Raw genomic sequence first — 19,127 nt, 5'->3', positions numbered from 1 at the left:
TAGAGCTGTAATTGTTTATATAATCAATTAAAATATACATATAATTAAATGTATTAGAGATAACTATGTATGAACTAGGACTTCTAGTTGCAAGTTGTGCGCTATTAGGTTGCGTTGTTGGTTTTTTAGCAGGGCTACTAGGTATAGGCGGTGGTTTAATTATTGTGCCAGTGCTAAGTAGTTTGCTGCTTAGTTTTGATGTAGCCGCTGCTGATCATGTGTTAGTTATCGCCATAGCAACATCTTTAGCTTCAATTTTATTTACTTCTACCTCTTCAGCATTAGCTCATCATAAAAATGATAATGTGCCTTGGAAAATTGCCCCCTGGGTTATGTCGGGTGTGGCCATTGGCGCATTGGTTAGTGGTTTTGCTGCCAGCTTTATCCCTGAGAAAATGTTAAGAACGGTGTTTGCGGTCAGTGTGGTTTTTATTGCAATGAGAATGGTACTTTCTGCTCGTAATAAAGCAGGCGCAGAACATCCTCTGCCCACAGGCCCTGTACTGGGTAGTATTAGTGCGGTAATGGGTGCTTTGTCTGGGTTGATAGGTATTGGTGGTGGCGCATTACTCGTGCCTATGTTGCATTATTTTTCGGTTGATATTAAAAAGGCAATTGGTTGCGCTGCTGCATGTGGTATTGTAATTGCTTTTTTTGGTTCTATTGGTTACATCAGCGCTGGTTGGCAAGTAACTGACTTAGCGCATGGTTTTATGGGGTTTGTATATTTACCCGCTTTATTTGGGATTGTTGTTACCTCATGGTTTATAGCACCAATTGGAGCTAAGGCAACGCACTACTTACCTGTGAATACAATTAAGAAAGTTTTCGCGATGTTACTGGTTTTCATCGCTATTAAAATGGTTTTTAGCTAAAGGTTTATTTTTATGGCACTGGAATTTCCTCAAATTGATCCAATAATATTTTCTGTTGGACCACTTAGCGTTCGTTGGTATGGGTTAATGTACTTAATTGGTTTTGCGTTTGCGATGTGGTTTGCTAATCGTCAAGCGAAAAAACCAGGTTCGGGTTGGACTAAAGACGAAGTCAGTGATTTACTCTTTTATGGCATGCTGGGCGTTATATTAGGTGGGCGTATTGGTTATGTTCTGTTTTATCAATTTAGCTATTTCATTGAAAACCCCTTATATTTATTTAGAATCGATCAAGGTGGCATGTCGTTTCATGGCGGTACACTTGGGGTGATCACTGCTGTTGCTATTTTTGCTTGGACACGTAAAAAATCCTTATTACAAGTTGGCGATTTTGTAGCACCTTTAGTGCCTGTTGGTTTACTTGCCGGGCGTATTGGTAACTTTATTAATGGCGAATTATGGGGCCGTACTACCGATGTACCATGGGCTATGGTATTCCCAACCGGAGGCCCGCTTGCTCGTCACCCATCACAACTTTATGAAGCTTTCTTTGAAGGCTTTGTATTGTTTGTCATATTATTATGGTTTATTAAACGGCCACGCCCTGCAGGAAGTGTATCGGGTGTATTTTTATTAGGCTATGGCGTATTTAGATTTTGTATTGAGTATTTTCGCCAACCCGATGCGCAATTGGGGTTATTTGCCGACTTTATTTCAATGGGGCAAATTCTATCGTTACCGATGATAATTGGCGGGTTAGGCTTACTTATTTGGGCGTATAAACAACCACAATCGCAAACAGCGGCAAAAGTTTAAAAGAAGAAGTTAGATGAAACAATATTTAGAATTATGTCAGCGCATTGTTGACCAAGGACAGTGGGTTGAAAATAAACGCACTGGCACGCGTTGTTTAACGGTTATAAACGCTGATTTAGAATACGATGTGGCTAATAATCAGTTTCCTATGATCACGACTCGAAAGAGCTATTACAAAGCGGCGATTGCCGAATTGTTAGGTTATTTAAGAGGGTACGACAGTGCTGAACAGTTTCGTAATATAGGTTGTAAAACCTGGGATGCCAACGCCAATGAAAATAATGCGTGGCTCAATAATCCTAACCGCAAAGGTGAGGATGATATGGGGCGCGTTTATGGCGTTCAAGGACGTGGTTGGCAACGCCCTGATGGTTCAACACTGGATCAACTGGCAAAGGTCATTAATAATTTAAAAAATGGCATAGATGATCGCGGCGAAATTATTACATTTTACAACCCGGGTGAATTTGAACTTGGTTGCCTGCGTCCATGTATGCATACGCATACGTTTTCGTTATTGGGCGATACTCTTTATTTAACGTCTTACCAACGCAGCTGTGATGTTCCACTGGGGCTTAATTTCAATCAAATTCAATGCTTTGTATTACTTGCGTTAGTTGCCCAAATTACCGGCCATAAAGCGGGTAAGGCATATCATAAAATTACCAATGCTCACATTTATGAGAACCAGCTTGATTTAATGCGAGATGTGCAATTAAAGCGCGAGCCATATGCTTCTCCCCAATTAAAAATCAACCCAGAGATTAAGTCACTCGAAGATATAGAAACATGGGTAACACGTGATGATTTTGAGGTGGTTGGTTATCAATGCCACGAGGCTATTCAATACCCATTTTCAGTTTAAAAAATAAGGAGAGCATAATGAAAGCAGTGATCCCCGTAGCCGGCCTTGGAACACGTATGTTACCGGCAACTAAAGCAATTCCAAAAGAAATGCTGCCCGTTGTAGACCGTCCACTCATTCAATACGTTGTTAGCGAAGCGGTTGCCGCTGGTATTAAAGAGATAGTGCTAGTAACGCATTCGAGTAAAAACTCGATTGAAAATCATTTTGATACCAGCTTTGAACTAGAGGCAACGTTAGAGAAACGTGTAAAGCGGCAATTACTTGCCGAAATACAGTCTATTTGCCCTAAAGATGTGACCATTATTCATGTACGTCAAGGTGAAGCAAAAGGCCTAGGCCATGCTATTAACTGTGCCGCCCCTATTATTGGCAATGAACCTTTTGTGGTTATTTTACCCGACGTTATTATCGATGAAGTAGAAAGTGATTTAACGAAAGATAACTTAGCAGAGATGATCTCTCGTTTTGAGCAAAGTAAACATAGCCAAATTATGGTTGAACCAGTTCCTAAAGATGATGTAGATAAATTTGGTGTTGTTGATTTAGGTGATGTTGAGTTAAACCAAGGTGAAAGCTCACCCATTAAGAGCATGGTAGAAAAACCACCCGTTGACGAGGCACCTTCAAACCTTGCTGTGGTTGGTCGTTATGTGTTGAGCAAAAATATTTGGCCATTATTAGCTAAGACACCTCAAGGTGCAGGGGATGAGATTCAACTAACAGATGCAATTGCGATGCTTATGCAAGACGAAAAAGTAGACGCTTATGCTATTAAAGGCCGAAGCCATGACTGTGGCAGTAAAGTTGGTTATTTGAAGGCGACGATAGAATTTGCTTTGCGCCGTGATGAATTTGCTGATGAGCTTAAAACCTTCATTAAAACATTAATCTAAATAAACTTATCATTATTTAAAGCGCCTATATGGCGCTTTTTTTGATTGTAAAATCACTTTTACATAATTTTAACTATAACTATTTTTGCAGTTATACAGACAGATCTGGGTTTGTGTTGTAATCTTTATGTTAACCCAAGTTGTTTTGTAGTTAACGTGCTTTATTAAGCCAATCGCAAATTGGCTCAATTTAGTGGTCTAAACTGTTGAAAGAGAAACAATCAATGTGTGAATACAGCATAAAGTATCACCGATATCTAGTTATAGCTTTACTTATGTTAATAGGGAGTGGCTGTACAATATCGCCTGATAAAACATCGTTAAATGAACAAGTGAAAGACTCGCCCGAATATGTAACCATTACCGCACTTGAGCTTGCACAGCTAAAAGATGCCGCTTTGCAATGGCAACAGGCGCGCTCTGGTATTGAACGGCTATTAAAGCTAGAACGCGAGCTTACATATTTAGTTGATAATTTAGATATTATTAATAGTAAAGCAATAGCGCAATCAAATCAGGCTGTTAGCAATCGCTATGCACGCTCATCAATTAAGGCTAATACATCGCCAAACCTCAGGTATGGTAATAACTACGCAAGCACGTCAGATAAAGTTGAGCGCCCAAAGCAAAGATATAGTAATCGCTACGCAAAACCAACTAATAGGGACGATCTACAAAATCAGCGATATAACAGTCGCTATGCAAGTGTACCTAAAAAAATGATTACAGCCCCTTCAAAAAGCTACAGTAACCGCTCTGTTCGTTCGCCAGTGAAAGCTATTAATCCAAGGATGAATAAAAAGGTCGCTTCTAAAATATCGAAGGCAACAAAAGTGGCAATGGTTGATACTGATAAAAAGGTATTTGCTTTGCAGGTAGCGTCGCTTGATTCAGAAGAAAGTGTTGCTAAGCAGTGGAAGAAAATTAATAGAAAAGCGGCGCCTCTATTCAGAGATAAAATTACTACTAACGTGGAAAAAGCCAAGGTCAATAATAAAACCTATTACCGATTAAAGTTAGGTGAATACTATAACTTTAAGAGCGCCGAGGATGATTGTGAAGTGTTTAAATTTTATAAAGTTGATTGCTTTGTGAGTAATTACACGGATAAACCAATCAGATTATAAAATTGTAATTTAAATTTTTAATTAGCCTCCTCTAATATTAATATATATCAGAAGAGGCTAATGAAATTATACCTACACATAAGAGTGTCTGCTTTAGTATGCAACATAAAAACCCCTACAAAAACTTTTCATTGTTGTTAGTCTGTGTACTTTCCTTCACTTTATCAGCCTGCACTAGCACAGAAAATATTGATAAGTCTTCGCAGGTAGCATCTAAACAACAGCGATTAAACCTCTCAAGCGAGGAGTTAATGCAGTTAAAAGTGTCTTCACTACAGTGGAAAGCTGCTAAAGTTGGGGTTGACCGTTTGTTAGTAATTGAACAAGATTTAAAGTTATTGATACACCGATTAAAAGTTGCTGCAAAGCAGAATCCAAACCAAAGTAAAGTCAATAAGCTTCAACCAACCTCAAAAGCTGGTGAGATAACTTCAAGTTCAGCTTTAGAAAAATCAAAGTAATTATTAGTTTAAACCCATCCAAGAAATAATCGTATGACATGCTTTTTTGAATATTGTAACGTTTATAGGTAAAAATGATTTAGCCAAAGTTTAAATCAAATAAAGGCCAGTGCATCTTCGTTATTTCAGGGCGAATTTGTGGCGAATGTAGAAACTATTAACGTGAGTGGCATGACTTACTACCGTTTAAAGCTTGGGGCTTATCAAAATCAAGAGAATGCCGCTGCCGATTGCGATAAACTTAAACAGCGCCAAATCAACTGCATTGTGAGCCATTACACCCAACAGCCATTAAAATAAATATGTATCTAGGGTATTAGGCATAATAATTGCTTTGTAACTATTATGTTTTTAGAGGATGGCAACTATGCGCCTTTTGTTACCCTTACTATTATTAAATTTAGCGGGCTGTAGCTTAACACCCCAGCCAAAGCCGAGTATAAGCACTGATGCGCCTAAAGCAGTCATGGCACCTTATACGCTCGACCAGTACGTGAATAGCTTGAGTGCCCAGCTTAGCCATATCAAAGAGCCTTTTAAAAGCACCGCATCAATTGCGGTCAGCAGCTTTTATTTAGCCAATGCTTTGGATTCACAAATTGCCCAAGGGCAGGGAGCAGGGCTTAGTCAGCAAGTTCAAGAAAGCTTAATAACCCAATTTACTCAGTTAGGGTACAACACAGTTGAATACCGGCTTGAAAACCAGATTAATTTATCAGCGAGCGCTGATTCAGTGTTAAGCCGTAGTACCAGTAACTTAAAGCAGCGTCAGATTATTGACTTTGTCATTACTGGTACTTTAACCCGTCAAGAACATGCTTATATTGTTAATGCTCGCATGGTAAATATGCAAACTAATCAGATTGTATCTGCCGCAAGTACTGAAATTCCCATCAATGTGATGTGGAGTAATGAAAAAATACAGCAGCGCGGTGACTATATCTACCGCAGTGAATATTAATTAGGAGCACACATGAAACGCCTACTATTAACTTTATGTTTGCCACTGGGCTTTGGTTGTTCACAAATGACAAACCATAGTGACACGCAAATTACCGACGATGCGCCTATGTTTTTTGAGCAACGCCCTGTAGCTGCACCAACAAATACTGATTCTCTGTATCAAAATAAAGCTGCAGTGATGAATAAAAACAAACAAGTAAATACACCAACCCGTAAAAATATTAATCACTATGTGCGTGGCATCATGCAAGACATGGCTGAAAACTTACAGTACGTAAATACTAAAACGCCATTGGCGGTATCAAGTTTTGTTTTTTTAGACCGTGACTACAACAATGCTGATTTAGTAGGTAACCAAATCGCAGAGAGTTTTATGCACGAGCTGCATAATTTTGGTGTGCCGGTCATTGATTTTAAAACCACTGATTATATGCGTGTAACCCCTGGTGGTGATTTTGTGTTTAGCCGCGATTATTTAGAGCTAAACCAAGAACAAAACTTTAGTTACGTATTAGCGGGTACGCTAGTAAACCACCAAGGCGGCATATTAGTAAATGCACGAATTGTTGGCTTAGCGAGTAAAGCGGTTGTAGGCTCTGCACAGGGTTTTATTCCGCAATCAGTTATTGATGCGTTAAATAGCAGCAACAGTGCTGATGGCATCATGCTAAAACAAGCGAGTAAGTGAGGTTTACTATGGTTAACTTAGCTAAACGCTCAGCTTTAATTAGCATAAGTGCGTTATCAATATTTATTTCAGGTTGTAATTTAATGGGTGGGGCACCTAAAGCTGAGTCTGAGCAAACGGTCGTTAGTGATCTTGATTTTAATCAGATCATGGCGCAAATGCAGCGCAATGACGAGCAAGAACAATATGCTGATACAACGCAATTTAACCCAAACAAGCACCATAAAAGTTTAGTTAACTACGTAGAGCAAATGGCACTTGATTTAACCGACACCATGCAAGTAGCCCCGCAAGATGCAGCGATTGCGGTTACTTCGTTCGTTGATTTAGACGCAAGTTTAAATACAGCAAGCCAGTTAGGTAATCAGTTATCAGAAACCTTTATACATCAGCTGCAAAAATTTGGTTATAGTGCGGTTGATTTTAAAACAGCCAATTTAATTACCGTAAACAATCAAGGTGACTTTACATTCACGCGAGACACTCGAAAGCTTGCAGGTACGAATATAGCCAGCCATGTTTTATCGGGTACTTTAATTTACCGTGCCGATGGGGTTGTTATTAATGCTCGCGTGATAAATATTGAGAATAAGCGCCTTGCCGCCAGCAGCCGAACATTTATACCGCTTTACGTACTAAATAAAGAAGATATATATTTATCAAGTAATTAACTTAATTTGATGCTTGATATAAAAAACCAGATGCCGTTATAATTTCCAAACACTTAGTACTTAGCACCCAACGTGGCCTCTTAGTTAAATGGATATAACGGCCCCCTCCTAAGGGGCAGTTGCAGGTTCGATTCCTGCAGGGGCTACCAATAAAATCAATGAGTTATGTCTTTTCTTTGTTTCTATATGAAATCTATGTAGTATATTTGTAGCAATGCCAGCTTTGTGCCATTTGCGGATAAAAAGTGAATTTGAAAGCCTGTTGGGTGGCGCCTTCGGCTTAACCAACCTACATTTTGACTTGGGTCGGGTAAGTGGCGAAGCTAAGCCACAACATCCGACAAAAATGTATTACTATGTACGTTGTACGAGTTTTGCTTCCAGCTTAGCGGTATACTCATTTACTTTTGCAAGCTCATGCTTTAACTGGGTCTTTATAGAAGTAATTGATTCATTGTTTGAGATATGATTAGTTCCGTCATTACAACCATTTAGCTTCAATTGTGTAACCTGAGCAGAAGTGCCGTAAGAACTAATTAATGCAGTTAAAGCGCTAATTTCAGTCTGTTGCTCTTGTTCTATTGCTGATTTATTTAATTCATTTTTAAGTTTTTCAATTTCTTCCTTTTGGATGCTTACCGAATAAATAAGCCAGATGACGGCAAACAGTGCAATCACAACACCAGCAGTACCGCTCAAATAACTGCCAAATGCTCCCCAGTCATTGGAATTTTTGGATAATGAACCATTAAAAACGCTCACATATGAAAATATGGCGACGACTAACGTTGTTACTACCACTAATAAAGACAAAAGAGGTTTCCAAAATTTTTTAATCCACATATAAGATTCCAATTATTATATAACAGCTTTATCTGAGGACACTTTTCCTATTTTAGCGTGAAAACATCCTTATTTTATGAACTTATATTAATAGCAAATGGTATAAGTTACTACCAACTATAAATATTATACTACTGCCGCTTATTTAAAGATGTGAAAAAGGGGAGAATATCCTTTTATTATTACTAAGACAATTACGACTCACCTGAATGACTGGTTCACAGCTCAACGAAGCCCTCCATTAAATTTACATAATAAAAAAAGCGAGCTATCAATTAGCCCGCTTTATAAAATACTTTGCCGAACCCCGAACCCTGAGGCTATAACTCAGCCATCACTAGTAATTGTAGCGATAAGCTCGCTCAGTACCTGCTCAGCTTTGTCAGTGTCTACTTGGCAAGTACCGGCATTTAAATGGCCGCCGCCGCCGTATTTAAGGCATAACTCGCCCACATTGGTGTTTGAGCTGCGGTTGGTGATTGATTTACCAATGGCGTACACCACGTTTTGCTTTTTAAGCCCCCACATTTTATGAATTGAGATATTACACTCGGGGAACATGGCATAAATAACAAAGCGATTAGTGGCGAATATGGTCTCTTCTTCGGTTAAATTAAGGACCACTAAGTTGTCGTGTACTGATGAGCAGCGGTCTATTTGCTCTTTAGCCTGTGCGTTGTGCTCGTGGTATAAAGCAACACGCTCGGCAACATCTTCCATTGCTAGTATTTGTTCTATGCTGTGATCTTTACAGGCGTCAATTAACTTCATCATTAACTGGTAATTAGAAATTTTGAATTCACGAAAACGGCCAAGTCCTGTGCGCGCATCCATAATAAAGTTCATCAGTACCCAGTCTGTTGGGTTTAAAATTTCGTCTTTTGTAAATTGTGCAGAATCCCCTTTATCGACCGCTTCCATCATGTCAGTTGAAATATTAGGGAATTTCTCTGCACCGCCATAATAGTCGTATACAACGCGTGCTGCAGAGGGCGCATCTGGGTCAATAATGTGGTTTTTTATATCGCTTGCGTTACGAACGGTTTCACTCAAGTGATGATCAAATGCAATATGACAACCGGCAACATAGGGGAGGTTAGTGGTAATGTCGTTGCTGGTAATGGCTATTTTACCGTCTTGCATGTCTTTTGGATGCACAAATAAAATATCGTCGATTAAATCTAAATCTTTAAGTAATACGGCACACACTAGGCCGTCAAAATCGCTGCGAGTGACAAGTCTATATTTATTATTGCTCATTTTCGGTCCATTTTTGTTTGTTTATTAATCTGAGTGTAGCAGTTTAAACTCCATTTTATATACCAGTTTTTAACATAAAAAAAGCCAAAACAATGGTTTTGGCTTTGAGTAGCAAGTGTGTATTAGTGATGTGTTATGCGCCTGGGCCACATTCCATACAATGGTTAATAATGTCTGGGCCAAATTTTAATTTAGCGTTTAAATCACGCAGTGCAGTGCGCAGGCCTTCTTCAATAACAGGGTGATAAAAAGGCATATCTAGCATTTGCGGTACAGTCATTTTGTTTTGTACAGCCCATGCTAATAAGTGAGCAATGTGCTCTGCTTGTGGGCCTATAAATTCAGCACCTAAAAATAAGCCTGTGCCGTGCTCGGCATACACACGCATGTGACCTTTGTTTTTTAGCATAACGCGGCTACGACCTTGGTTTTCAAAGCTGACTTCGCCTATTTCAAAGCAATCACAGCTGCCTAATCGTTGGCTAATTTCTTTAAAGCTTTCACCAACCATGGCTATTTGTGGGTCGCTAAACACAGCGGCAATTTTAGCTCTACGTAAACCAGCACGCACTTGAGGGTAGCGGCCTGCGTTTTGCCCTGCGATAGTGCCTTGATCGGATGCTTCGTGAAGCAGTGGGATCATGTTACTGGCATCGCCGGCAATAAATATGTGAGAGTCGCCACATTGCATAGTGTGGGCATCAGCGAGTGGTACGCCACGTTCATCAAGCTCTATGCCGGTGTTTTCTAACCCTAGTTTATCGGTGTTTGGTACTCGCCCGGTTGCAGCCAGAACATAGTCAAACTGCTCAGTATGTTTAACACCTTGTTTGTCGGTGTAGGTTAGCTCTGCTTTATTACCTACTTGTTTCATATCTGAAACGTTTGAGTCGGTATCAACATAAAATTCTTCTGCAAAGACGGTGTTAGCGTAATCTTTCACTACTGGGTCGGTTAATGGGCCTATGGCACCACCTACACCAAAGAGTTTTACCTTTACCCCTAATCTATGCAACGCTTGGCCAATTTCAAGGCCTATAACGCCTGGGCCAAATACGGCTACTGATTCTGGTAAATCATCCCAGTCGAATACATCGTCATTAATAATCAGTCGGTCGCCAAAGTTATTAAATACGCCAGGGTAAGATGGGCGTGAACCTGTTGCTATTACAAAGCGTTTAGCAGTGATTATGGTGTGCTCATCTATTTGCACGCGGTTGGCGTCTAAAAACTGTGCATAGCCACGAATTTTATCTTCGCTAGGTATTTCATCTACGGCTTCTACTACGAATCCTGCAAAGCGATCGCGCTCACTTTTAACTCGTGCCATAACGGTTTTACCGTCAATAACCGGTTTTGAGCTGTGAACTCCAAAGGCAGGTGCCATTTCTATTGAGTGCGCGGCTTCTGCTGCAGCAATCAATAACTTACTTGGCATGCAACCAACACGTGCGCAGGTTGTACCGTATGGGCCTGATTCAATCATAAGTACGTTTTGAGTAAATTGTTTTGCATTACGGTAGGCACTTAAACCAGCGGTACCTGCACCTATAACAACAACGTCGGTTTGCAATTCTTTCATAGTGTTTTTCCTTTAATAAACAGGGGCGTTGCAGCCCCTGTTTTATTTACTTAATTAAGCAAAGTATTTTTCTAAATCGTCTGAGCCGCCAATGTGCTTACCGCCAATAAATACTTGTGGTACGGTTTCACGGCCCGATACCGCTTTAAGGCTGGTAAGTGATGCGCCAGCACCCATTACGATTTCTTCAAAAGCAAAGCCTTTAGCTGTAAGTAGCTCTTTTGCTTTTTTACAGAAAGGGCAGCCAGGCTTAGTAAATAGAGTAACCGCCTCTGGTTTTACTTGAGTTGGGTTGATGTAATCAAGCATAGTGTCGGCGTCTGATACTTCAAACGGGTCGCCTGGTAAATCTGGTTCGATGAACATTTTCTCTACTACGCCATCTTTAACCAGCATAGAGTATCTCCAGCTGCGCTTACCAAAACCTAAATCGTTTTTATCAACTAACATGCCCATGCCGTCAGTAAATTCGCCGTTACCATCTGGTAGTAAGGTAATGTTTTGCGCTTCTTGATGTTCAGCCCATGCGTTCATTACAAAGGTGTCGTTTACTGATACACAAACAATGTCGTCAACGCCATTTTGTTTAAGTACACCAGCTAACTCGTTGTAGCGTGGTAGGTGAGTTGATGAACACGTTGGTGTAAATGCACCAGGTAGTGAAAACACAACGACTGTTTTGCCTTTAAAAATGTCATCAGTAGTTACTGATTTCCATTCGTCGTTTTGACGCGTTGCAAATGTAACGTTAGGGATTGTTTGACCTTCAATATTGTTTAACATGTTTTTAGTTCCTCTTGATTTGTTGATAGCCATTATGGCGAACAATTAAATATAGTTCCAATCGTTTGTTTGTATTAAACTGATAGGCATAAGCTATCAGGTTGAGTGTGAATATGAACTTAAAAGATTTAGAATATGTAAAAGCCGTTGCGCATTTTAAACATTTTCGCAAAGCGGCCGACGCTTGCTTTGTAAGCCAGCCCACCTTGAGTGGGCAAATTAAAAAGCTAGAACAAGAATTAGGGGTTATATTATTTGACCGTTCAACTAAGCACGTTACCTTAACAACCCAAGGTGAACGTTTGTTGACACAAATCACTCTTATATTAGAACAAACTCAAATATTAAAAGAACTGGCTGCTACTTCTAACCAACCGTTACAGGGCAAGCTGGGTATTGGTATTATTCCTACTATTGCCCCGTATTTACTACCTACACTGCTTACATCAATGAAAGCGGCATTTACTCAAAGTCAGTTTTCGTTTATTGAAATGCAAACTTCTACCATTTTAGCTGCGCTAGACAGTGGCGAGGTGGATTTTGCAATTTTAGCGGATGTACCTGAGCTAAAAAATTACCATACTATTAATGTATATAAAGAAGACTTTTTAGTTGCGGTATCTGCTGATAACGCTTTAGCTGTAAATAAAAAGGTAGCACTGCAAGATCTTCAAGGCAGTAACCTATTAATGTTAAGTGATGGCCATTGCTTTAAAGATCAAGCTCAGCAGTTTTGTTTTTCGGCAGGAGTGGATGTTTCTAGCCAGTACCAAGGCAACAGCTTAGAAACCTTACTAGCGCTGGTGGCAATGGACGATGGGGTTACGTTTGTGCCAAAACTTGCTGCAATACCCCGAGAGGGAATTCATTATTTGCCTATTTTTCCTAATCAGCAACGTAATATTGTATTAGCCTGTCGAAAGCATTACCCGCATTTATCTGGGGTTGAGCAGTTAGCTGATTGGTTAAGCGCTCACGATAATTTAAAAGTTAAGCTAGCCCAAGTACTTTAGGGCGTTGCAACTTCCACAATATCGTTAATTTGTACGCCCGGTAAAGGCTGATCATTAATACTGACGGCAATGGCGCTATGCTGATATAGCTGCTCTACACGAATACGGTTCAAAGTGGTTATAGTATGCGGCATGGTGTTGCCTTGCGCGTCTGTTAAATAATTATGATGAGCAATACTCAGCTGTTGGCCTTTTTCTAGGCCATGTGCTTTACCTAAATTAATTACCACTTTGCTGTTTTCCATGTGCAGTATTTTACCCTGTGTGGGTAAACACGCCATGGCAGCTTGCAAATCGTAGCTTAAGGTTTGGTTTATTTCATTTATGCTTTGGCCAAAAGGTGATTGCCAAAAGCGATTGCTATTTACATCAATAATGGCTGTTTTTTCAAATGGCCAAATGGCTTGGCTTTGATAGCTTTGTTGCCACAAGGGCTCATAAGTAGTGCCATTAAATAAACTAAACTCTATTTGATAGTGACGCTGATAGCTTTCATCTTGCCAAAATGCATAGTCGCTATTGAGTTTATCGCTGGTGGATAAACTGGTAATTTGGCTTAACAACACGTATTGCGCGTTACTGCGCGATGAAATTTCCTCTAACTGACTGTTTGAATAGTCATGCTGTTGATTAAAGTAGGTATCAACCTTTATAGCTTTGTTGAAATAGGCAACGGGTATTGCACTCATTTTTGATTTTTGCAACGAGGTATAAATGTTTTTACTGACTGCTTTGTTAATGTCAAATATTTGACCCATTCTCGCTTGTTCACGATTTGTTAATTGGCTTTGCGTGACAGCTATAAACTTATTAAAGTTACTTTGTGGACATTGCTCTGTTTGCGCAAAGATATCTAAGCGTAAGGTAATTGCAAACTCATCACTGCTGCGGTTTTCACTGACAAGCTCTATTTTTTGAATTTCGCCTTGGCTACTTATTTTTAGCTGATCTTGAGTTAAAACACCATCAACAAGCGTTTGCACCGAGCTCACCCGTGCCCCAGAGAATACAAGGGCTTGGGTAATTGCATCTTTTATTGCAGCGGCCTTTGCACCGGGAATGTCGCTATTTTGAATAACCGCATGGCCTGTAGACTCATACCACTGAGCGTGGGTAAAAGGTGAAAACGTTAATACAGCAGTGGTGCTTAATCCTGCTAATACTGCTTTTAAAAACGACTTCATACTCTTACTCCAATTAAACGTTAGCGTTAATGAGTCTCAGCAAGTAATGTACCACTATTATTTGTTGTTACAGAATATAGGTATCACTGGCATTAAACGTGCATAACTGAGTTTAATTAGTTTTTAAAGGCCCTGTATGATGCGAGTAATGCCATTAATGATCACATTAGGCTGCTTAACGTTAAGCGGTTGTAGCAATATATTTGATAAGCACGTTGAATATAAATATGTTGAGCCAAATAATTACCCTGTATTAAAAGCAATAGGGTACGCGCCCATTAGTTTGCAGTCGGGAAGTAATGACACTCAAAAACAACTTATGGCCATTAAGGCTTCAAAGCTCGAGGCTTATCGCGAACTAACAGAGCAAGTATACGGGCAAAAAATTACCGCAGGTACAACGGTTGCAGGCTCTATTGCCCAAGATGATTATTTACAAAGCAAAGTACAAGGTATTATTAAAGGTGCGCAAATTATAAAAACATATGCCGTTAATGATATGTATATAACCGAGCTTGAGCTTAATATGAAACGCGTGCACGACTTGTACATAGGTGAGATAAAGCCACGGGAAGTGAAAAAAGTCACTTATTACTAAGCGACAAATTATTACCCATAAAAAAACGCCTAAACGAATTATCGTTTAGGCGTTTTTTTATGGGTATTCTTTTAGGCTTTTAGGTTACGCACAATACTGTTATCAGTATTTACAACGCTGCCAGCTTGGTCGTAGGTCATCGATGATGGCGCACCAATTAAAATACCTTTCAACTGTTTTACACTTAACTGTGCCTGATGTGCTGCGTGAGCGTTAACTTCATTTTGTTTTTGACATTGCTCAAGCTTAGTTCTGGTCAGCTTTATTAAGTCAGCGTTTTCATCTGTTTGCTGATCATTACTGGCAATCAGTTTACTTAGTTCTTTATCTAGGGTGCTTATACTGGTTAAAAAAGACATTTTTTGTTGGGCAATTTCTTTTAAACCTTCGCCTCGACGAGAAGCAATAGCATTAAGCTCTTGAGTAAGAAGCTCACTCAAGGTTGTTAAACAATTGATTTGTTCGTTTAGTTTAATCGTAATTAAACTATTGTGATCAGCCATAAACATTAAACTCGAAATCTGCTAAGTTTTTGGCAAGTTTCTCACTATCTATTTGATACTTGCCTTCGGTAATGGCTTTTTTAAGTTCAGCAACTTTATTACTGTCAAAACCAGAAGACTGCTCTGCTTTTTCTTGCAAAGATTTTAGTTGCTTGGCTTGCGGTGTTAAGCTCACCGAGTCACTTGCAGCTTTAGGTGAAGGCGTTTGTGCAGCCTGTGTATTTGCATTATCTCTTTTTAAATCAACTTTTTGCTGTTGAGTGTTCGTTAAAACACCAGGCTGTTGATTTGATTTATTTACTTGACCGACCATGATAAAAACCCGTTTATTACCCAACTGATGCCTATATATCGGCATTTACTAAAGATACTTTAGCATAAATTCACATTAAATATTTACTTGCACAGACTCTACACCATCTACTCGTGCATTTAAAACTTTACCTGTTTTTTTGTTTTCTACTCGTACTTGTTCACCTAAGGTTCCATCCTCTAATGCAACACCCGTCGTTTTTACTCTTAACCCTTTAATATTAGCAAAAATGTTGACAGAGTCGCCTTTGCAAACCATACAAATTTGATTGAGCAGCACAGGCATACCTTCACGAATATTACGTTTACTGCGGCTACCAATAAGTAGCGCAGGATCATCAAGGTACTGAACACGTATAAAGTGCGCAGGACGCATATCAATACTTAAATGGGATGGAGTAATTACTTCACCTCGTGCTAAATTAGTAGTTGCAACAACAACAGGTGCTGATTCAGTGATTCTGACATGAACGTATTGTGCCCAGTTGTCACTATCGTTACATTTTATTTGAATGGTGACTTGACGGTTAAAAGGGGGCTCGCTTGGCGTTACTAACTCTGGCTCAGAGTTACACTGGCGATCGGGTATGCGGCTATCTAACGGTAATGCGCTAAACTGTATTTTGTTATCATTTGTAGTTACTGCTTTTTGAGCAACATAAGATACAGCCATTTCTTGAAGCGATTCTTTGCTAAATACTTGAGCCTTTAGTGGCAAAGTGAAGCAGAGGCTAGCAAGAAAATAAAAAACACTGTATCTTCTGGTTTTTTTTAACAAACTCATAATGTTTCGACTATGCTTATGGTTGCAGACAGGGTATAAATATTTTGCGTCAGAATTTAGACGCCCCCGTTGTGTTATGACGCTTTATTAATTGAAAGCAATTATCGTTCCTTATATTTGTTTTCTTAGGAGATTTAAATGGCCGGTATTTTAGACTCAGTAAACCAGCGTACTCAGTTGGTTGGGCAAAACCGCTTGGAATTATTGTTATTTAAGCTTAACGGGCGTCAGCGCTTCGGCATTAATGTGTTTAAGGTGAGAGAAGTTCTTCAATGTCCTCCATTAACGAGCATGCCAAAATCTAACGCTTATATTCGTGGTGTAGCGCATATTCGAGGCCAAACTATTTCGGTGATTGATTTATCTATGGCTGTTGGCGGGCGACCTATAAAAAGCATAGAGGATGGCTTTATTATCATTGCAGAATATAACCGCACAGTGCAGGGCTTTTTAGTTGGTGGTGTTGAGCGAATTGTTAATATGAACTGGGAAAAAATAATGCCACCGCCATCAGGTGCGGGTCGCTATTCTTATTTAACAGCCGTCACTGAAATTGAAAATGAACTGGTAGAAATACTTGACGTAGAAAAAATCTTAAACGAAATTTGCCCAGTGAATACTACCGTGAGTGATGATGTTGCTGCTCAAGGAAATATACAAAAAGACCTAGGTGAAAGAATTGTATTTATTGCCGATGATTCGGCCGTGGCACGAAATCAGGTTAAACGAGCGCTAGAGCCTTTAGGTGTTACTACTGAGCTTGCTAAAAATGGTAAAGAAGCTCTAAGAAGACTAAAAGAAATTGCAGAGCTTGATTGCGTTAATGATATTACAGAGCGTGTAGGGTTATTAATTTCTGATGTAGAAATGCCAGAAATGGATGGCTATACACTCACTGCAGAGATTAAAGCCGATCCTAAACTTGCACCACTTCATGTTATTTTACATACATCTTTAAGCGGTGTTTTCAATCAAGCAATGATTGAAAAAGTAGGTGCTGACGATTTTATTGCAAAATTTAACCCAGACGAGCTTGCTACAGCCGTTAATAAGTGGGTTCATTGTGATTAATAAACACAGGTGTTATTGATTTGACTAATAAAGATTTGCAGCAAAAAGAATACGATCAATTTCGCTTATTTTTAGAACAACAGTGCGGTATTGTTTTAGGTGAAAATAAGCAGTATTTGGTTAAAAGCCGTTTGGCGCCATTAATGTCGCGATTTAATGTTGATTCATTATCTGAACTGGTAACTAAAACGCTAGGTGTGCATGAGCGCCAGTTACGTGCTGCCGTTGTTGATGCGATGACAACCAATGAAACATTGTGGTTTAGAGATCAATACCCGTTTGAATTGCTTAAAACCAGATTATTCCCTGAATTTAAAGCGTTAAATAGGCCATTAAAAATATGGTCTGCTGCGAGCTCTTCAGGCCAAGAACCCTATTCAATTGCTATGTCGGTGGCTGAGTTTCAATCCAGCAGCCCTGGTGTTTTAAAGATGGGTGCACAAATAATTGGTACAGATATCTCAAATACCATGCTGGATATGTGTAAACACGCTGAATATGATGCATTGGCATTGGCTCGTGGGTTATCTGCTGAACGCCGTAAGAAGTTCTTTAAAGACAGTGGCAATGGTATGGCACAAGTGGTTGACTCATTAAAAAAACAAGTGAGCTTTCGGCATTTAAATTTACTCGACTCGTACGCCTTGATGGGTAAATTCGATATTATATTTTGCCGTAATGTTTTAATTTATTTTTCACCTGAAGTGAAAGCTAAAATAATTGCACAATTTTCTCAAGCACTTAACCCTAAAGGGTATTTGTTTTTAGGTGCGTCGGAGTCTATGTCTGGCTTAAGTACGGACTTTGATATGGTGCGCTGTAACCCCGGTATTATTTACCAAAAGAAATAACCTTCTTAATATATTACCCTCCTTTAAACGACGCTCACTGCGTCGTTTTTTGTTTTAATCATCACTATTTTCATTGCTGGCTTACTTATTGCTTCATTGATGCTAAGTCAATTTTTTGGAGGTAGTTATGGCTATCAGTTTTGATAAAGCATTAGGCGTGCATCCGCATGCGATGTTGATCCGTTCGCAAAGAGCAGAAATGCTCGCTACTAATATCGCAAATGCTGATACGCCCGGCTATAAAGCAAAAGATATCGACTTTGCCTCAGCATTAAAAACGGCAAAGTCTAACCAACTAAGCGGCAATAGCATGGTAAGAACCAATGAAAAACACATTGCCGGTGGTACCCGTAGTGTAGGTGGTAATGAATTATTTCGTACGCCAAATCAAACAGATACAGGTGATGGCAACTCTGTTGATATACAAGTGGAACGAAACTTGTATACACAGAATGCTATGGAGTATCAGGCCAGTGTCCAGTTTCTTAATGGTAAATTTAAAGGCCTGAAAAAAGCCCTCGGTAGTCAAGGAGCCTAATTATGAGTTTATATAATGTGTTTGATATTGCTGGTTCTGGTATGAGTGCACAAAACGTGCGATTAAATACCACCGCAAGTAATATATCTAATGCTAATACAGTTAGCTCTTCACAAAATGAGACGTACCGAGCGCGACAACCTGTATTTGCTGCGGAGCTAACAAAAGCGTCAGCGTCAGCAAGCAACCCACAGGGCTCTGCCGTTGGAGTGAAAGTGTTAGGAGTGGTTGAGAGTGATAAACCACTACAAATTGAATATAACCCAAACCATCCCAGTGCGGATGAAAATGGTTATATTTATAAACCCAACGTGAATGTTGTTGAGGAGATGGCAAATATGATTTCTGCATCTCGCTCTTATCAGACAAATGTTCAAGTTGCTGATGCAGCTAAGCAAATGTTAAGTAAAACACTGCTGCTAGGTCAGCGGTAACTGAGGGTA

At 39.6% G+C, this 19,127-nt stretch carries 24 protein-coding genes and 1 tRNA gene; 17 read left to right on the top strand and 8 right to left on the bottom strand.

What is annotated here, in order from left to right:
- Positions 1 to 65: 65 nt before the first annotated feature.
- The 11 genes from BW139_RS00490 (at position 66) to BW139_RS00440 (ending at position 7,511) form a co-directional block, all read left to right on the top strand.
- Positions 66 to 875, top strand: coding sequence for a sulfite exporter TauE/SafE family protein (locus BW139_RS00490; RefSeq protein WP_076918305.1), 810 nt, complete (start codon positions 66 to 68; stop codon positions 873 to 875).
- Positions 876 to 887: 12 nt separating this feature from the next.
- On the top strand, positions 888 to 1,691 hold the full coding sequence (gene lgt / locus BW139_RS00485; protein ID WP_008466529.1) for a prolipoprotein diacylglyceryl transferase: 804 nt from the start codon (positions 888 to 890) through the stop codon (positions 1,689 to 1,691).
- 13 nt (positions 1,692 to 1,704) lie between these two features.
- Positions 1,705 to 2,556 (top strand): thymidylate synthase, encoded by an 852-nt coding sequence (locus tag BW139_RS00480; RefSeq protein ID WP_076918304.1) that lies wholly within the window; start codon positions 1,705 to 1,707, stop codon positions 2,554 to 2,556.
- Between the two features lie 17 nt (positions 2,557 to 2,573).
- On the top strand, positions 2,574 to 3,452 hold the full coding sequence (gene galU, locus BW139_RS00475; protein WP_076918303.1) for a UTP--glucose-1-phosphate uridylyltransferase GalU: 879 nt from the start codon (positions 2,574 to 2,576) through the stop codon (positions 3,450 to 3,452).
- A 275-nt stretch (positions 3,453 to 3,727) separates the two neighbouring features.
- Positions 3,728 to 4,579, top strand: coding sequence for an SPOR domain-containing protein (locus tag BW139_RS00470; RefSeq protein ID WP_076918302.1), 852 nt, complete (start codon positions 3,728 to 3,730; stop codon positions 4,577 to 4,579).
- A 251-nt stretch (positions 4,580 to 4,830) separates the two neighbouring features.
- The gene (locus BW139_RS00465; protein ID WP_008466537.1) at positions 4,831 to 5,040 is read left to right on the top strand and encodes a hypothetical protein; all 210 of its coding nucleotides are present in this window, start codon (positions 4,831 to 4,833) and stop codon (positions 5,038 to 5,040) included.
- A gap of 138 nt (positions 5,041 to 5,178) precedes the next feature.
- Positions 5,179 to 5,340 carry an SPOR domain-containing protein gene (locus BW139_RS00460; RefSeq protein WP_076918301.1) on the top strand — a complete coding sequence of 54 codons (162 nt, stop codon included), beginning with the start codon at positions 5,179 to 5,181 and terminating at the stop codon, positions 5,338 to 5,340.
- A 67-nt stretch (positions 5,341 to 5,407) separates the two neighbouring features.
- Positions 5,408 to 6,001, top strand: coding sequence for a FlgO family outer membrane protein (locus BW139_RS00455; RefSeq protein WP_076918300.1), 594 nt, complete (start codon positions 5,408 to 5,410; stop codon positions 5,999 to 6,001).
- A gap of 12 nt (positions 6,002 to 6,013) precedes the next feature.
- Positions 6,014 to 6,691 carry a FlgO family outer membrane protein gene (locus BW139_RS00450; protein WP_008466541.1) on the top strand — a complete coding sequence of 226 codons (678 nt, stop codon included), beginning with the start codon at positions 6,014 to 6,016 and terminating at the stop codon, positions 6,689 to 6,691.
- Between the two features lie 8 nt (positions 6,692 to 6,699).
- Complete coding sequence (locus tag BW139_RS00445; protein WP_076918299.1) at positions 6,700 to 7,362, top strand: FlgO family outer membrane protein; 663 nt, start codon at positions 6,700 to 6,702, stop codon at positions 7,360 to 7,362.
- A gap of 74 nt (positions 7,363 to 7,436) precedes the next feature.
- Positions 7,437 to 7,511: transfer RNA gene (locus BW139_RS00440), tRNA-Arg, on the top strand.
- A 205-nt stretch (positions 7,512 to 7,716) separates the two neighbouring features.
- Here the strand turns inward: BW139_RS00440 and BW139_RS18460 are convergent.
- From BW139_RS18460 to BW139_RS00420, 4 genes are all read right to left on the bottom strand, one after another.
- Positions 7,717 to 8,205: a hypothetical protein gene (locus BW139_RS18460; RefSeq protein ID WP_175611386.1), complete on the bottom strand. Its 489-nt coding sequence runs from the start codon at positions 8,203 to 8,205 to the stop codon at positions 7,717 to 7,719.
- 327 nt (positions 8,206 to 8,532) lie between these two features.
- Complete coding sequence (locus BW139_RS00430) at positions 8,533 to 9,465, bottom strand: exopolyphosphatase (protein ID WP_076918297.1); 933 nt, start codon at positions 9,463 to 9,465, stop codon at positions 8,533 to 8,535.
- Positions 9,466 to 9,598: 133 nt separating this feature from the next.
- Entirely contained in the window at positions 9,599 to 11,047 is a 1,449-nt protein-coding gene (locus BW139_RS00425) for a dihydrolipoyl dehydrogenase (protein ID WP_076918296.1), read from the bottom strand.
- Positions 11,048 to 11,101: 54 nt separating this feature from the next.
- A complete protein-coding gene (locus BW139_RS00420) occupies positions 11,102 to 11,830 on the bottom strand; it encodes a glutathione peroxidase (protein WP_008466566.1) in 729 nt (242 codons plus the stop codon).
- Between the two features lie 113 nt (positions 11,831 to 11,943).
- Between BW139_RS00420 and BW139_RS00415 the strand changes: the two genes are divergently transcribed.
- Positions 11,944 to 12,843 (top strand): LysR substrate-binding domain-containing protein, encoded by a 900-nt coding sequence (locus BW139_RS00415; protein ID WP_076918295.1) that lies wholly within the window; start codon positions 11,944 to 11,946, stop codon positions 12,841 to 12,843.
- Here the strand turns inward: BW139_RS00415 and BW139_RS00410 are convergent.
- On the bottom strand, positions 12,840 to 14,027 hold the full coding sequence (locus BW139_RS00410) for a flagellar assembly protein T N-terminal domain-containing protein (protein WP_008111820.1): 1,188 nt from the start codon (positions 14,025 to 14,027) through the stop codon (positions 12,840 to 12,842). The genes BW139_RS00415 and BW139_RS00410 overlap by 4 nt on opposite strands.
- A gap of 139 nt (positions 14,028 to 14,166) precedes the next feature.
- Here BW139_RS00410 and BW139_RS00405 point away from each other — a divergent pair, with 139 nt between their 5' ends.
- Entirely contained in the window at positions 14,167 to 14,625 is a 459-nt protein-coding gene (locus BW139_RS00405) for an LPP20 family lipoprotein (RefSeq protein ID WP_036933530.1), read from the top strand.
- A 71-nt stretch (positions 14,626 to 14,696) separates the two neighbouring features.
- Here BW139_RS00405 and flgN read toward each other — a convergent pair whose 3' ends face one another.
- From flgN to flgA, 3 genes are all read right to left on the bottom strand, one after another.
- Complete coding sequence (gene flgN / locus BW139_RS00400) at positions 14,697 to 15,128, bottom strand: flagellar export chaperone FlgN (protein WP_036932872.1); 432 nt, start codon at positions 15,126 to 15,128, stop codon at positions 14,697 to 14,699.
- On the bottom strand, positions 15,121 to 15,441 hold the full coding sequence (gene flgM, locus BW139_RS00395; RefSeq protein WP_010387860.1) for a flagellar biosynthesis anti-sigma factor FlgM: 321 nt from the start codon (positions 15,439 to 15,441) through the stop codon (positions 15,121 to 15,123). Before flgM ends, flgN begins: the two co-directional genes overlap by 8 nt.
- Positions 15,442 to 15,516: 75 nt before the next feature.
- Positions 15,517 to 16,224 (bottom strand): flagellar basal body P-ring formation chaperone FlgA, encoded by a 708-nt coding sequence (gene flgA / locus BW139_RS00390; protein ID WP_076918294.1) that lies wholly within the window; start codon positions 16,222 to 16,224, stop codon positions 15,517 to 15,519.
- 138 nt (positions 16,225 to 16,362) lie between these two features.
- Between flgA and BW139_RS00385 the strand changes: the two genes are divergently transcribed.
- The 4 genes from BW139_RS00385 to flgC all read left to right on the top strand — a co-directional run bounded on the left by BW139_RS00385 (position 16,363) and on the right by flgC (position 19,118).
- Entirely contained in the window at positions 16,363 to 17,295 is a 933-nt protein-coding gene (locus tag BW139_RS00385) for a chemotaxis protein CheV (RefSeq protein WP_008113063.1), read from the top strand.
- A 20-nt stretch (positions 17,296 to 17,315) separates the two neighbouring features.
- On the top strand, positions 17,316 to 18,146 hold the full coding sequence (locus BW139_RS00380; protein ID WP_076918293.1) for a protein-glutamate O-methyltransferase CheR: 831 nt from the start codon (positions 17,316 to 17,318) through the stop codon (positions 18,144 to 18,146).
- A gap of 127 nt (positions 18,147 to 18,273) precedes the next feature.
- The gene (flgB, locus tag BW139_RS00375; protein WP_008113066.1) at positions 18,274 to 18,684 is read left to right on the top strand and encodes a flagellar basal body rod protein FlgB; all 411 of its coding nucleotides are present in this window, start codon (positions 18,274 to 18,276) and stop codon (positions 18,682 to 18,684) included.
- 2 nt (positions 18,685 to 18,686) lie between these two features.
- Positions 18,687 to 19,118, top strand: a complete 432-nt coding sequence (gene flgC / locus BW139_RS00370; protein WP_076918292.1) for a flagellar basal body rod protein FlgC — start codon at positions 18,687 to 18,689, stop codon at positions 19,116 to 19,118.
- Positions 19,119 to 19,127: the final 9 nt, after the last annotated feature.

Origin of the sequence: Pseudoalteromonas sp. SK18 (assembly GCF_001974855.1) — a bacterium.
In the GTDB taxonomy this organism is placed as follows: Bacteria; Pseudomonadota; Gammaproteobacteria; order Enterobacterales; family Alteromonadaceae; genus Pseudoalteromonas.
Note: the sequence above shows the minus strand (reverse complement) of the source record. Positions and strands in the feature narration are given on the sequence as shown.

Excerpts from the sequence above, each read along its gene's own strand:
- flgA (WP_076918294.1), bottom strand. The coding sequence starts at position 16,224 with ATGAGTTTGTTAAAAAAAACCAGAAGATACAGTGTTTTTTATTTTCTT.
- BW139_RS00450 (WP_008466541.1), top strand. The coding sequence starts at position 6,014 with ATGAAACGCCTACTATTAACTTTATGTTTGCCACTGGGCTTTGGTTGT.
- BW139_RS00385 (WP_008113063.1), top strand. The coding sequence starts at position 16,363 with ATGGCCGGTATTTTAGACTCAGTAAACCAGCGTACTCAGTTGGTTGGG.
- BW139_RS00415 (WP_076918295.1), top strand. The coding sequence starts at position 11,944 with ATGAACTTAAAAGATTTAGAATATGTAAAAGCCGTTGCGCATTTTAAA.
- BW139_RS00490 (WP_076918305.1), top strand. The coding sequence starts at position 66 with ATGTATGAACTAGGACTTCTAGTTGCAAGTTGTGCGCTATTAGGTTGC.
- BW139_RS00420 (WP_008466566.1), bottom strand. The coding sequence starts at position 11,830 with ATGTTAAACAATATTGAAGGTCAAACAATCCCTAACGTTACATTTGCA.
- lgt (WP_008466529.1), top strand. The coding sequence starts at position 888 with ATGGCACTGGAATTTCCTCAAATTGATCCAATAATATTTTCTGTTGGA.
- BW139_RS18460 (WP_175611386.1), bottom strand. The coding sequence starts at position 8,205 with ATGTGGATTAAAAAATTTTGGAAACCTCTTTTGTCTTTATTAGTGGTA.
- galU (WP_076918303.1), top strand. The coding sequence starts at position 2,574 with ATGAAAGCAGTGATCCCCGTAGCCGGCCTTGGAACACGTATGTTACCG.
- BW139_RS00480 (WP_076918304.1), top strand. The coding sequence starts at position 1,705 with ATGAAACAATATTTAGAATTATGTCAGCGCATTGTTGACCAAGGACAG.
- flgM (WP_010387860.1), bottom strand. The coding sequence starts at position 15,441 with ATGGTCGGTCAAGTAAATAAATCAAATCAACAGCCTGGTGTTTTAACG.
- BW139_RS00470 (WP_076918302.1), top strand. The coding sequence starts at position 3,728 with ATGTTAATAGGGAGTGGCTGTACAATATCGCCTGATAAAACATCGTTA.
- flgC (WP_076918292.1), top strand. The coding sequence starts at position 18,687 with ATGAGTTTATATAATGTGTTTGATATTGCTGGTTCTGGTATGAGTGCA.
- BW139_RS00405 (WP_036933530.1), top strand. The coding sequence starts at position 14,167 with ATGCGAGTAATGCCATTAATGATCACATTAGGCTGCTTAACGTTAAGC.
- flgB (WP_008113066.1), top strand. The coding sequence starts at position 18,274 with ATGGCTATCAGTTTTGATAAAGCATTAGGCGTGCATCCGCATGCGATG.
- BW139_RS00455 (WP_076918300.1), top strand. The coding sequence starts at position 5,408 with ATGCGCCTTTTGTTACCCTTACTATTATTAAATTTAGCGGGCTGTAGC.
- BW139_RS00430 (WP_076918297.1), bottom strand. The coding sequence starts at position 9,465 with ATGAGCAATAATAAATATAGACTTGTCACTCGCAGCGATTTTGACGGC.
- flgN (WP_036932872.1), bottom strand. The coding sequence starts at position 15,128 with ATGGCTGATCACAATAGTTTAATTACGATTAAACTAAACGAACAAATC.
- BW139_RS00410 (WP_008111820.1), bottom strand. The coding sequence starts at position 14,027 with ATGAAGTCGTTTTTAAAAGCAGTATTAGCAGGATTAAGCACCACTGCT.
- BW139_RS00465 (WP_008466537.1), top strand. The coding sequence starts at position 4,831 with ATGCAGTTAAAAGTGTCTTCACTACAGTGGAAAGCTGCTAAAGTTGGG.
- BW139_RS00445 (WP_076918299.1), top strand. The coding sequence starts at position 6,700 with ATGGTTAACTTAGCTAAACGCTCAGCTTTAATTAGCATAAGTGCGTTA.
- BW139_RS00425 (WP_076918296.1), bottom strand. The coding sequence starts at position 11,047 with ATGAAAGAATTGCAAACCGACGTTGTTGTTATAGGTGCAGGTACCGCT.